The following is a 12,244-nucleotide window of genomic DNA, read 5'->3' on the forward strand; positions in this document are numbered from 1 at the left end:
AGCTTTTCGGATGACGACGAGCCGTCATTCACGAGCGATGGTAGGGATGACCGGAAAGGATCGTGGCGATCCGGTAGAGCTGCTCGCCCAGCATGACGCGCGCCAGCTGGTGCGGCCAGGTCAGCGCGCCGAACGACAGCACCAGCTCCGCCTGCTCGCGCAGGGGTTTGTCATGGCCGTCGGCGCCGCCGATGGCGACGACCAGCGCCTTGCGGCCGCTGTCGCGCAACTGGCCAATGCGGGCGGCCAGATCCTCCGAGGTGAGCGACTTGCCGCGTTCGTCGAGCAGGATGAGAACAGTGCCCGACTGCAACTGGGCCTGCAGCTTCTGGGCTTCCTCGCGGCGGCGCTCATCGACGCTCTGTCCGCGGCTCTCGGGGATTTCGACAATGCCGGCAAACTCCAGCCCGACCGCCGGCCCGCTCTTGGCGAAGCGCTCGAAATAGCGGTCGGCGAGTTCTCTCTCGGGGCCGGTCTTCATCCGGCCCACGGCATGAACGGTGATCTTCATCCTCGCCCCGACGAGCTTGTCCTAACGCATACCGTGACGGTTCACGGCATACGGATCAAGGCTCAGTGCAAGGTCTCTTCCTCGAGATCCGGCGCCTGCCACATCTTTTCGAGATTGTAGAATTCGCGGACTTCGGGGCGGAAGACATGGACGATGATGTCGCCGGAATCGATCAGGACCCAGTCGGCGCCTGCCAGCCCCTCGACGCGCGCCGTGCCGAGGCCGGCATCCTTCAGCGCCTTGAGGAGATGATCGGCGACAGCCGAGACATGACGGTGCGATCGGCCCGAGGCGATGACCATATAGTCGCCTAGGCTCGATTTTCCCTGGATGTCGATTGAGACGATGTTTTCGGCCTTGGAGTCTTCCAGACTGGCAAGGACTGTGTCGATGGCGAGAGACGCGGCAACGTTTCCGCTGATCCCTGCCGGCGAAGGCATGACGTCAGCCTTCTTCCGCAGTGCTGTTCTCAGTGTGTTTCCTTTCCAAACAAGAACAACCAAATCACCAGGCAAATCAGGTGACACCACTTAGATAGGCAGAGTTCCATTGCAGTTTCAAGACGAGGGCCCAAAGACCGGTTGCGGAATGGTCGCCCGGATGGCTCTGCGGTAAGCCGGAAACAGGCTGGAAAAGATGGGAACTGATGCTCGCGGCATGGGTTATCGGCTCACCGGACAAAGGGGACAACCATGCCAACCGACCCGCAAAGCGCCCTCATCACCATCCAGGCCGGGCTCGCGCAGCTCAGCACCTTGATCGTTTCCTATTCCTTCTCGGCCATCGGCGCCATCATCCTCCTGGTTGTCGGTTATTTCGTCGCCGGTGTCGCCGAGCGCTCGATCTCCGCCGGCCTCGGCCATATCCACGGCTTCGATGCGACCTTGCGCCACTTCTTCTCCAAGATCGTCCGCTACGCCATCCTGATCCTGGTCACCATCATGGTGCTTGGCCAGTTCGGGGTGCAGACCGCCTCCATCATCGCGGCAATAGGCGCCATTGGCCTGGCTATCGGGCTGGCGCTGCAGGGCACGCTGCAGAACATCGCCGCCGGCATCATGCTTCTGGCGCTCAGGCCCTTCCGCATCGGCGAATATGTCGAGGTCGGCTCGATTGCCGGCACGATCGAGGAGATCGGCCTGTTCGCCACCAAGCTGCGCTCCGTCGACGGCGTCTATGTGCTGGCGCCCAATTCGACACTGTGGAACCAGCCGGTGCGCAACTTCACCCGCAACGGCGTGCGCCGCACCGACGTCACCTTGAGCATCGGCTCCTGGAACGATATCGACCGCGCGCAAAAGACGCTGCTTTCAATTGCCGGCGCCGAAAAGCGGATCCGGCGCGAACCCGGGCCGATCGCCTTCGTGGCCAATCTCGGCGACACGACCGTTTCGCTTACCTTGCGCTACTGGACCTCGGCCGCCGACTACTTCTCTACCCAGATCGACATGACCAAGCGCGCCAAGCAGGCTTTCGACAGCGAAGGCATCTCGATCCCGCTGCCGCCGCCCGAAGTGCCGGCGCCTGAGGCGCGCAAGCAGTAGCGGGCCCGTCGCGCCAGCGGTTTCAATCAGCCGGCATTCTGAACCGGTCTCGGGGTATCTCGGCTATCGCTGTGATTTCGATCTGCAAGTCCGGATGATAAAGGCGCACGATCTGGACGGTTGTCGTCACGGGATAGGGTTCCGAAAAGAATTCCTTGCGGATATCGCCCGATGCCATGAAGCGCTCGATATCGGTCGCATATTGGGTCAGCGACACGATATCGGCCATCTCACCGCCGATGGCCGCCAGCACAGCCTTGATGTTTTCGAGCGTTTGCCGGACCTGGGCCCGCATATCGCCCTTGCCGACAACCTGCCCCTCGCGATCGAGCGAAACCTGACCCTTGAGATGAACGAGTTGCCCATCCTCGTTGATTTTCACCATGCAGAACGCGCCGAAAGGCTTCCACACCGTTGGGGGATCATAGCTTTTCGCCATCTTGGATTCTTACCTTGTCAGTCCTTCGCGTGGCGCTGCTGATCGTCCGGCGCGAAGGCAAGCTCCACCGGCAAAGGCGTCTGCGCCGACATCGGCGCGAAATTGCCGCTTGTGACGGCAGGTGTGGGCCGGCCCGCCGTCACCCGCCACAGCACGAACAGGCAGAAGGCCGAAGCGATGACGATGCCGACATAGATGAAGGTCGCGGTGCCGAAGACGGCCGAAAGCGCCGTCACGATGCCGGGCACGATGAAGCCGGCCAGCGACCAGGCAAACAGCATCGAGCTCGACAGCGCCAAAAGCTCGTCCTTGCCGGCGCGGTCGGCGGCATGGGCGCTGGAAAGCGCATAGATCGATTCCGACGCTCCGTCCCAGATCAGGTAGATCACCAGCAGCACCATCAGCGCACCGCCGTCGAAGACGATGGCGAGCACGCTGGCAAGGGTCGCGAGCGCCGCCGCGCCCGCCAGCACATAGCGCCGGTCGGTGCGGTCCGAGATCCAGCCGAGCGGTATCTGCAGGATCAGCGTGCCGACCGGCATCGCCGACAACAGCAGCGCCACATCCGTTTGGCTGTAGCCCTTGGCCGTGGCGTGGATCGGCGCGAAACCGGAGACGATCATCGACAGGCCGCCGACGGCCAGCATGCCGGCGACGCCGACCGGCGAGATTCGCCAGGCTCGGCGGAGCGCGACCGACGCAGCCTGCGGCGCTGGCGGCTGGGCAAGCCGCGTCATCCCCACCGGCAGGATCGACAGCGCGGTGAAGGCGATGCCGATCAGCGCCGCGGCGGCCGTGTGGATGTCGATCGCGGCGAGCGTGGCATAGCCGACGCCCAGCCCGCCGATATAGGCGACATAGAACACCGCCATCACCCGGCCGCGTATCGCATTCGGCAAGGCGTCGTTCAGCCAGCTCTGCGCGACGATGAACAGGCCGCATATGGCGAAACCGTAAAGCGCGCGCGCGGCGATCCACAGCAGCGGGATCGGGCTGGCGCCGATCGCGGCGTTGGAAAGCGCGATCAGCGCCGAGAGCACCATGAAGGCGCGGGCGTGGCCCACTCTTTTGACGAGCGGCCCGGTCAGGATGCAGCCGGCCAGTCCGCCGGCCGAAAGCCCGGTGACGATCAGCCCGGCCCAGGTGGGGTCGAAACCGTCGGCGCCGAGGCGCACCGGGATATAAGCGAACATCAGCCCGTTGCCGATCGCGATCAGCGCCATCGACACGATGACGCTGGCAATGGCGACCAACGGCGCCGATTGCGCGGCGCGGCCAGGGTCGATCGTGGTGGGGTTCTTCTCCAGCATGCATTCGCAGCTTGACGCACAGGCGGGCAAAAAGCCGCCGTAAAAGCGACATGGCCAGACTTCCCTTCCCCTCTTGTGGGGGAAAGGAACATGCTTATCCCTTCGCCGCCTTGCGGATCGCGGTGGAGGACAGCGAGGAGCGCGGGCCGTGGATGAAGGTCCAGGCAGGCGCCTGCATGCGGGCAAGCAGCGGCGCGTCGCCCTCGTCGACCCGGGCATAGTCGAAGGTCTTGGCGACCACCGACGACAGGAAGGAGAGCGTGGCGCCCGGACGGTCGATGATCGCGATCGGGAAGGTCAGCACGATCTCGCGCCAGCGCTGCCAGCGGTGGAAGTCGCGCAAACTATCCGCGCCCATGATCCAGACGAAATCGACGCCCGGGTTGCGCGCCTTGACCAGGGCAAGCGTGTCGGCGGTGTAGCGCGCATGCTGAGCCGCCTCGAAAGCGGTGACCTTGATCTTTGGGTTCCTGGCGATCTTTTCGGACAATTCGATACGCTCGGCGAGCGGCGCCAGTTCCCTCACGCTTTTCAGCGGGTTGCCGGGCGTCACCATCCACCAGAGCTGGTCGAGCGCAAGCCTTCTCAGCGCAATTTCGGCGACCAGCGCATGACCGGCATGCGGCGGATTGAACGAGCCGCCGAACAGGCCAACGGTCAGGCCCTTGGCGGCGTGCGGCATGCGGAGATAGGAGGCGGGGACGGTGGGCTGAAGGGACGAAAGCATGGTGCTAGGCCCCCCTCTCTGCCCTGCCGGGCATCTCCCCCTCAAGGGGGGAGATTAGCAGTTGCGCCGACGGCACCCAATCTTCAACGTCGGCGATTGGCGAAAGCCAAGGCGACATCCAATCTCCCCCCTTGAGGGGGAGATGGCCGGCAGGCCAGAGAGGGGGGCCTGGGCGCAAACGTCAACCCCTTAAGGCAAACAACGTCAAGGCCGCACCTGTCCCGACCCGCGCACGCGGTATTTGAACGAGGTGAGCTGTTCGACGCCGACCGGCCCGCGCGCATGCATCTTGCCGGTGGCGATGCCGATCTCGGCGCCCATGCCGAACTCGCCACCATCGGCGAACTGCGTCGAGGCGTTGTGCAGCAGGATCGCCGAGTCGATCTCGTTGAAGAATTTCTCGACCGCTTGCTGATCCTCGGCGATGATCGCCTCGGTGTGATGCGAGGAGAAGGTCTCGATATGCTCGATCGCGCCGGCGACGCCGTCGACCAACTTCACCGCGATGATGGCGTCGAGATATTCCGTCACCCAGTCCGCATCGGTCGCCGGGAGGGCCGCGGCGAAAGCTTTCATCACCTCGGCGTCGGCATGGATCTCGCAGCCGGCGGCGCGCAGCGCTTCCAGGATCGGCACCAGATGCGTGGAAGCCACGGCGCGATCGACCAGCAAGGTCTCGGCGGAGCCGCAAACGCCCGTGCGCCGCATCTTGGCGTTGACGGCGATCTCCACCGCCATGTCGAGCCTTGCCGAGCGGTCGACATAGAGATGGCAGATGCCTTCGAGATGCGCGAAGACAGGCACCCGCGCCTCGGTCTGCACGCGCCCGACCAGGCTTTTGCCGCCGCGCGGGATGATGACGTCGAGATTGCCGCTAAGACCTTTGAGCATCTCGCCGACAGCGGCGCGGTCGGTGGTCGGCACCAACTGGATGGCGTCTTGCGGCAGGCCGGCCGTCTTCAGCCCCTCGACCATGCAGGCATGGATCGCCGACGACGAATTGATCGAATCCGACCCGCCGCGCAAGATGACCGGATTGCCCGCCTTGAGACAAAGCGCGCCGGCGTCCGCCGTCACATTCGGGCGGCTTTCGTAGATGACGCCGATCACGCCGAGCGGCGTGCGCACGCGCTCGATATGGAGACCGTTCGGCCGGTCCCACTCGGCAATGACGTCGCCGACCGGGTCCTTGAGCGCGGCGATCTCGCGAATGCCGTCGGCCATCGCCTTGATGCGCGACGGGGTGAGTTTCAGCCGGTCCTTGAAGGAGCCCGACAGCCCGGCTTCCTCGCCATTCGACATGTCGACGGCGTTGGCGTCGAGGATGGCCTGCTCGTTGCGCAGGATTGCATCGGCCATGGCGGCAAGCGCGTCGTTCTTGGCCCTGGTGGAAGCGACGGCCAACGGTCGGGCGGCGGCGCGGGCGCGGCGGCCGATATCGGCCATCAGCGCCACGGTGTCTTCGCCGGATTTTTCATGCAGCTTCAGCATGGTTGATCCTCCGCCCTACCTGTTGTTCCTATGCAATTCCGAATGGAAAACCGTTTCCACACTTTTCCTGGAATTGCTCTAGTCGTCGGCCAATACGTGGTCGCCGGCAACGCTTACCACAAGGTCGTCGCGATGGATCATCGCCGAACGCGCCTCGTAGCCGAGCACGTTCTCGATCTCGGCCGTCTTCAAGCCCGCGATCCTTACGGCATCGGCGGCATCATAGGCAACCAGGCCGCGCGCGATCTCGCGGCCCTCCGGCGACAGGATCGCCACCGTGTCGCCGCGCGAGAAATTGCCGCTGACCAGCTTCACCCCGGCCGGCAGCAGCGACTTGCCCGATTTCAGCGCACCGACGGCGCCGGCATCGACGGTGAGCCGGCCGGCCGGCTCGAGCTGCCCGGCGATCCAGGTCTTGTAGCCCTTCACCGGATTGGCGCTCGGCTTGAAGAAGGTCGCGCGCTCGCCGCGCTCGATCGCCATCAGCGGCGACAGCCTGGTGCCGGACGTGATGATCATGGCGGTGCCGGCGGCATTGGCGATCTTGCCGGCATCGAGCTTCGTGCGCATGCCGCCGCGCGACAGCTCTGAAGCCGCCGCTCCCGCCATCGCCTCGATATCGGGGCTGATGCGGTCGACCACCGGGATGAACTTTGCCTGCGGATCCTTGGCCGGCGGCGCCGTGTAGAGCCCGTCAATGTCGGATAACAGCACCAGCAGATCGGCGCCCATCATCGTCGCCACCCGCGCCGCCAGCCGGTCGTTGTCGCCGTAGCGGATTTCCGACGTCGCCACCGTGTCGTTTTCGTTGATGACCGGCACCGCCTTCATCTTGAGCAGGGTCGAGATCGTCGCGCGCGCGTTGAGGTAGCGGCGGCGCTCCTCGGTGTCGCCGAGGGTCAAAAGGATCTGGCCCGATTTCAGCCCGTCCTTGCCGAGCGCGTCCGACCAGGCGCCGGCAAGCGCGATCTGGCCGACGGCCGCCGCCGCCTGGCTTTCCTCGAGCTTCAGCGCGCGCTTGCCGAGGCCGAGAATGGTGCGGCCGAGCGCGATCGCGCCCGACGAGACGACGAGCACTTCCGCGCCGGCATTGGCGAGCACCGCGATGTCGTCGGCCAGAGAGCTCAGCCAGTCGCGCTTGAGGCCGGTCGCGCGGTCGACGAGCAGCGCCGAACCGATCTTCACGGTGATGCGCCGGTATGATTTCAGCGATTTCATGGGTCTTACCGCCAGCGCGTGTCGACGGGCGCCGGAACGGCATCGCGCGCTTCCGCGACCACCGCCATCAGCGCCCGCAGCACCGCCTCGACGCCTTCGCCGGTGACGGCCGAGACGAGCATCGGCGTGCGGCCGGCGGCGCGCTTCAGCGACGCCGCCTTCTTCTTGCGTTCATCCACGTCGAGGATGTCGATCTGGCTGAGCGCGACGATCTCGACCTTGTCGGTCAGGCCATTGCCGTAGGCGTCGAGCTCGGCGCGCACAGTCTTGTAGGCCTTGCCGGGATTTTCCTCCTGGGCTGAGACCAGATGCAGCAGCACGCGCGTGCGCTCGACATGGCCGAGGAAGCGATCGCCGATGCCGACGCCCTCGTGCGCGCCCTCGATCAGGCCCGGGATATCGGCGAGCACGAATTCGCGGCCGTCAATGCGGGCGACGCCCAGTCCGGGATAGAGCGTCGTGAACGGATAATCGGCGATCTTCGGCTTCGCGGCGGTCACGGCAGCAAGGAAGGTCGACTTGCCGGCATTGGGCAGGCCGACCAGGCCGGCATCTGCGATCAGCTTCAGTCTCAGCCAGATGCTCAGTTCTTCGCCCGGCAGGCCGGGGTTGGCGCGGCGCGGCGCCTGGTTGGTCGAGGTCTTGAAATGCTGGTTGCCGAAGCCGCCATTGCCGCCCTTGGCGAGCAGGAAGCGCTGGCCGACGACGGTCAGGTCGCAGATCAGCGTCTCATTGTCCTCGGCAAAGATCTGGGTGCCGGCAGGCACTTTCAGCGTGATGTCGGCGCCTTTGGCGCCGGTCATGTTGCGGCCCATGCCGTGCGTGCCGGTCTTGGCCTTGAAATGCTGCTGGTAGCGGTAGTCGATCAGCGTGTTGAGCCCATTGACCGCTTCCGCCCAGACATCGCCGCCGCGGCCGCCATCGCCGCCGTCCGGGCCGCCGAACTCGATGAACTTCTCGCGCCGGAACGACACCGATCCGGCGCCGCCGTCGCCGGAACGGATATAGACTTTGGCTTGGTCGAGGAATTTCATCGGCGTTTCGGTTTCTGCTATTGCACTTGCGCGATTGCTCTAAGGCAGGTTGAGATTCACGTCAGGCCGGCATCACCTGAATCTCGACATGCCTTAAACCAAGGCGGAGCCTGGGGCGAGGCCGATTTGCGACTAAAGCGCCGGATGCCCTTTTGCCGGGGACGCGGTAGCACTGCGCGGGCGTGACTGAAGGGGCACGGCAATGAAGATCGTTTCCTACAACATCCAGTACGGCATAGGCCTCGACGGCAGATACGATGTCGGCCGCATCGCCGACGCCGTGCGCGACGCCGACGTCATCGCGCTGCAGGAAGTCACCCGCAACAACCCGCGCAATGGCGACCACGACATGGTGGCCGAGATCGGCGAGGCGCTGCCCGATTATTTTGCCGCCTACGGCAGCAATTTCGAGGTCAATATCGGCTCGCGGCTGGAGAACGGCCGCGCCATCTCGACCAGTTTCCAGCTCGGCAACATGGTGCTGTCGAAGACGCCCATTCATTTGTCGCGCAATCTCCTTTTGCCGCGCAGCCGCAGCCTCGAGACCATGAACTTCCAGCGCGGCGCGCTCGAAGCGCTGATCGAAACGCCGCTCGGCTTCATCCGCTTCTACTCGACCCATCTCGACCACCGCAGCCCGGTCGAGCGTCAGGGCCAGATCCGCTTCCTGCGCCAGCGCCTGTTGAACTACGCGCTGGAAGGCGGCGGCCTGTCGGGCATTCCCGAAATCGGCCTGCCGGACCTGCCCTATCCGGAAGCCTTCATCGTCATGGGCGACTTCAACATGCTGCCGGGCTCGCCCGAATATGTCGAGCTCGCCGGCCGCCCCGACCATGAGTTCGGCATGCCCTTGACCGCCGATCTCGCCGTCGATGTCGCCCAGCGGCTCGACATCGCTGATCTGATCACCTGGGTCGATCCGAAACAGCCTGGCGATGTGAGTCGCCACAAACGCATCGACTATATCTTTACCTCAGCCTCGCTCGCCGGATCGCTAAAGCGCCTGTGGGTTGATCGGCAGGCGGTAGGCTCGGACCACCTGCCGGTGTGGGTCGAGATGGGCTGATGGCTATCTATCGACGTTTTTGCGTTCGACGATCGCCATCATGATCGCATCGCGGTATTCCCCATCGATATAGACGGCGTCGCGCTGCACACCTTCCCTTACGAACCCGACCTTGTCGTAAAGAGAGATGGCGCGCGCATTGTCAGAATGCACCGAAAGCTCGACACGGACAAAGCCGGCCTTGCGCGCTTGCGTCAAGGTAGCATCGATAAGCCGCAGCCCGAGGCCACGCCCCCGGTAAGTGTGAACAATCCCCATTCCGAGCGCGCCGCGATGAGCATGTATGGGCCGATCATGGCGGGTGATATCGCACCAGCCGACAACGTCGCCACGAACAACGGCCACGAACCCTGGGTCGCCTCTCGCGATACGTTCCTCCACAAATCTTTGGGTTTGATCCAGCGGCGGCGCCTCGAGGAAGGACAGGTATTTTCGCTCACGCGAAACGAGATCGAGCGCGCGATGAAAGCTTTCAACATGCGCCAACGTCAACGGCTCGATCTCGATCTCGATCGTCTTAATACGGCTGCTCTCATCAACCATTAGCTTGACCGCCGCCAACCATCAAAAATGCACCCAGTTGCGCAGGCTCGTCCAGGTCTTGCGATCCAGGCGATAGCGCTCGACCGGCACCTGGCCGGCGACGATCGAGTTCAGCATGCCCTGGCCGGCATACTGGAAGCCGCATTTGTGGATGACGCGGCGCGAGGCCGGGTTGATCACCCTGGTCGAGGCATGCAGCACCTGGATCGAGGTCTTCTGAAAGGCGAGGTCGACCAGCGCATGCGCGGCCTCGGTGGCGTAGCCGCGCTTCCAGTAGGGTTCGCCGATCCAGTAGCCCAGTTCCAGCCCGCGATCGGTGGTGTTGAGCCCCGCGCAGCCGACGAAGGTGCCGGTGCCGGCAAGCGTCAGCGCATAGACGATGCCGGCGCGGCGCGAGGCTGCCATGGCCAGGAAGGCTCTGGCTTCGGCTTCGCCATAGGGATGCGGCATGCGGGCCAGCATCTCGGCAACGTGACGGTTGTCGGCAAGCGCAACGAGCTGCTCGAGATCGTCGTGGCGCGGGGCGCGCATGATCAGACGCTCGGTGGCAAGCACAGGGCAATCGATCGCGTAACTTTCGTCGTCGGTATCTTCCGCTTCGGCAACCATTTTAGTCCTCCAGGGCAAAGAAAAATGAAAAAGGAGAGAGGGCAAGCCCATCTCTCCTGATCCTTTTCCTGGCCTGGCCAGACACCGGTTCCCGAGATGGGCGCCGGTGTTATGGTGCGGAACCGGCTACTCCGCGGCTTTGGTAATCGGGTTGACCGATACGTAGGTTCGGCCGTTGGCTTTTTTGTTGAAGGTGACCGCGCCGGTCTCGAGCGCAAAAAGGGTGTGGTCCGTGCCCATGCCGACATTGACGCCGGGATGCCAGGTCGTGCCGCGTTGACGGATGATGATGTTGCCCGGGATGACGGCTTCGCCGCCGAACTTCTTCACGCCCAGACGCTTGGAATGCGAGTCGCGACCGTTGCGCGACGAGCCGCCAGCTTTCTTGTGTGCCATCTAACTAACTCCGATGCGCCCTAGGGGCGCTTGAATGGTCTTATGAACGCGTTCGCGTTCCGTTTCAAGTCCGATCCGGCGACCTTGTCGCCGGTTCGTTTTTACTTCTTCGCCAGTTCCTTGGCCTGCTCGCGCCAGTCCTTGATCTGGTCGGCGCTGAACGGCATGTGCTCGTCGATCTTGGCGACGTCCTTGTCGGTCAGCTTGGCGAGCTGCGCGAAGGTGACGATGCCCTGCTCGGCAAGGTCCTTCGCCGCGACCGGGCCGATGCCCTTGATCACGGTCAGGTCGTCCGGCTCGCCCTTCGGCGCCTTGAACAGCGGCGCGGCCTTTGCCTCTTCGCTGGCAGCGGCCTCCTTGGGGGCGGCCTCTGCCTTGGGTTCCTTCTTGGCCTTGGCCTCCTTCGGCGCGGCCTCGGCCTTCGCCTCGGCGGCGACTTCCGCCTTGGCTTCGGGCGCCTTGGCCTCAGCCTTGGCTTCCGGCTTCGCGGCTGCCTTCTTCGCCGGCTTGGCGCCACCCAGCAGGATCTCGGCGATCCTGACGGTGGTCAGAAGCTGGCGGTGGCCGATCTTGCGGCGCGAATTCTGGCGCCGGCGCTTCTTGAATGCGATGACGGTGCGGTTCTTGCCCTGCTCGACGACTTCCGCCGTGACCATGGCGCCATCGACGAACGGTGCGCCGAAGGTGACATTCTCGCCCTCGCCATGCGCGAGCACATTGCCGATCTCGACGATATCGCCGACCTTGGCTTCGACTTTCTCGATCTTCAACAGATCATTGGCGGCGACGCGATACTGCTTGCCGCCCGTTTTGATGACTGCGAACATTTTTTGCCTTTCGCTGTTCGGTCGGCCTCGATGAGCCGCTTCAGGGCGGTTCGGCCGTCTTTTTGTCAGTCTGCGGGTTCAATAAACAAGCGGCGCGGAAGAGCCCTCCACGCCGAATGCGGGCTGTCCCTAACCGAAGGTTGCTTTGGAGTCAAGGCAAGCCCGGGTTTCACGACTGGTGCAGGAACGAACCGCGCCGCTTGTCAGCCGTTCGCCGCCACCACCGGGCCGCATTGTGAGCCGTAAGCCGGCGAGGCTCCGGCCATCACGTCGCGACCGCATTTCGAAGAAGCCGGGAATCGCACGAATAGGGCCTTGTAACCGAAGCAGCCAGCCGTTATCTAGTGCGCCGCGCCGGCAACGGCCGACCATGACCTTGCGGAGAGGTGGCAGAGTGGTCGAATGCACCGCACTCGAAATGCGGCATACTCGCAAGGGTATCGGGGGTTCGAATCCCTCCCTCTCCGCCATCCTGCTTCGCTCTTCGAGCTTCGCAGGATTTGGTGCAGCGGTCGCGCGAAGCAGGATG

The 12,244-nt window shown here is 64.2% G+C and carries 14 protein-coding genes and 1 tRNA gene; 3 read left to right on the forward strand and 12 right to left on the reverse strand.

Annotated elements, in window-relative coordinates; genetic code table 11:
- Positions 1 to 28: 28 nt before the first annotated feature.
- Positions 29 to 511: a 23S rRNA (pseudouridine(1915)-N(3))-methyltransferase RlmH gene (rlmH, locus tag YU3_RS0113675; RefSeq protein ID WP_027166787.1), complete on the reverse strand. Its 483-nt coding sequence runs from the start codon at positions 509 to 511 to the stop codon at positions 29 to 31.
- Positions 512 to 573: 62 nt separating this feature from the next.
- On the reverse strand, positions 574 to 951 hold the full coding sequence (rsfS, locus tag YU3_RS0113680) for a ribosome silencing factor (RefSeq protein ID WP_027166788.1): 378 nt from the start codon (positions 949 to 951) through the stop codon (positions 574 to 576).
- 252 nt (positions 952 to 1,203) lie between these two features.
- On the opposite strand from rsfS, the gene YU3_RS0113685 reads away from it, so the two are divergent.
- Positions 1,204 to 2,055, forward strand: a complete 852-nt coding sequence (locus YU3_RS0113685) for a mechanosensitive ion channel domain-containing protein (protein ID WP_027166789.1) — start codon at positions 1,204 to 1,206, stop codon at positions 2,053 to 2,055.
- 22 nt (positions 2,056 to 2,077) lie between these two features.
- Here YU3_RS0113685 and YU3_RS0113690 read toward each other — a convergent pair whose 3' ends face one another.
- The 6 genes from YU3_RS0113690 to obgE all read right to left on the reverse strand — a co-directional run bounded on the left by YU3_RS0113690 (position 2,078) and on the right by obgE (position 8,274).
- The gene (locus YU3_RS0113690) at positions 2,078 to 2,494 is read right to left on the reverse strand and encodes a RidA family protein (protein ID WP_027166790.1); all 417 of its coding nucleotides are present in this window, start codon (positions 2,492 to 2,494) and stop codon (positions 2,078 to 2,080) included.
- A gap of 17 nt (positions 2,495 to 2,511) precedes the next feature.
- Positions 2,512 to 3,804, reverse strand: a complete 1,293-nt coding sequence (locus YU3_RS0113695) for an MFS transporter (RefSeq protein WP_036258400.1) — start codon at positions 3,802 to 3,804, stop codon at positions 2,512 to 2,514.
- A gap of 94 nt (positions 3,805 to 3,898) precedes the next feature.
- Positions 3,899 to 4,486, reverse strand: coding sequence for a nicotinate-nucleotide adenylyltransferase (locus YU3_RS0113700; RefSeq protein ID WP_027166792.1), 588 nt, complete (start codon positions 4,484 to 4,486; stop codon positions 3,899 to 3,901).
- 249 nt (positions 4,487 to 4,735) lie between these two features.
- Positions 4,736 to 6,022 carry a glutamate-5-semialdehyde dehydrogenase gene (locus YU3_RS0113705; RefSeq protein ID WP_027166793.1) on the reverse strand — a complete coding sequence of 429 codons (1,287 nt, stop codon included), beginning with the start codon at positions 6,020 to 6,022 and terminating at the stop codon, positions 4,736 to 4,738.
- A gap of 78 nt (positions 6,023 to 6,100) precedes the next feature.
- A complete protein-coding gene (gene proB / locus YU3_RS0113710) occupies positions 6,101 to 7,240 on the reverse strand; it encodes a glutamate 5-kinase (RefSeq protein WP_027166794.1) in 1,140 nt (379 codons plus the stop codon).
- Positions 7,241 to 7,245: 5 nt separating this feature from the next.
- Positions 7,246 to 8,274 carry a GTPase ObgE gene (obgE, locus tag YU3_RS0113715; RefSeq protein WP_027166795.1) on the reverse strand — a complete coding sequence of 343 codons (1,029 nt, stop codon included), beginning with the start codon at positions 8,272 to 8,274 and terminating at the stop codon, positions 7,246 to 7,248.
- A gap of 202 nt (positions 8,275 to 8,476) precedes the next feature.
- On the opposite strand from obgE, the gene YU3_RS0113720 reads away from it, so the two are divergent.
- Positions 8,477 to 9,340 carry an endonuclease/exonuclease/phosphatase family protein gene (locus YU3_RS0113720; RefSeq protein WP_027166796.1) on the forward strand — a complete coding sequence of 288 codons (864 nt, stop codon included), beginning with the start codon at positions 8,477 to 8,479 and terminating at the stop codon, positions 9,338 to 9,340.
- 3 nt (positions 9,341 to 9,343) lie between these two features.
- On the opposite strand, the gene YU3_RS0113725 is transcribed toward YU3_RS0113720, so the two are convergent.
- The 4 genes from YU3_RS0113725 to rplU all read right to left on the reverse strand — a co-directional run bounded on the left by YU3_RS0113725 (position 9,344) and on the right by rplU (position 11,715).
- Complete coding sequence (locus YU3_RS0113725) at positions 9,344 to 9,883, reverse strand: GNAT family protein (RefSeq protein WP_027166797.1); 540 nt, start codon at positions 9,881 to 9,883, stop codon at positions 9,344 to 9,346.
- 21 nt (positions 9,884 to 9,904) lie between these two features.
- Positions 9,905 to 10,492, reverse strand: coding sequence for a GNAT family protein (locus YU3_RS0113730; protein WP_027166798.1), 588 nt, complete (start codon positions 10,490 to 10,492; stop codon positions 9,905 to 9,907).
- A gap of 126 nt (positions 10,493 to 10,618) precedes the next feature.
- Complete coding sequence (gene rpmA, locus YU3_RS0113735) at positions 10,619 to 10,888, reverse strand: 50S ribosomal protein L27 (RefSeq protein WP_015315190.1); 270 nt, start codon at positions 10,886 to 10,888, stop codon at positions 10,619 to 10,621.
- A gap of 101 nt (positions 10,889 to 10,989) precedes the next feature.
- Positions 10,990 to 11,715: a 50S ribosomal protein L21 gene (gene rplU / locus YU3_RS0113740; protein ID WP_027166799.1), complete on the reverse strand. Its 726-nt coding sequence runs from the start codon at positions 11,713 to 11,715 to the stop codon at positions 10,990 to 10,992.
- 380 nt (positions 11,716 to 12,095) lie between these two features.
- On the opposite strand from rplU, the gene YU3_RS0113745 reads away from it, so the two are divergent.
- Positions 12,096 to 12,185: transfer RNA gene (locus YU3_RS0113745), tRNA-Ser, on the forward strand.
- Positions 12,186 to 12,244 lie beyond the last annotated feature (59 nt).

Source organism: Mesorhizobium sp. WSM3224 (assembly GCF_000427725.1).
Lineage (GTDB): Bacteria > Pseudomonadota > Alphaproteobacteria > Rhizobiales > Rhizobiaceae > Mesorhizobium.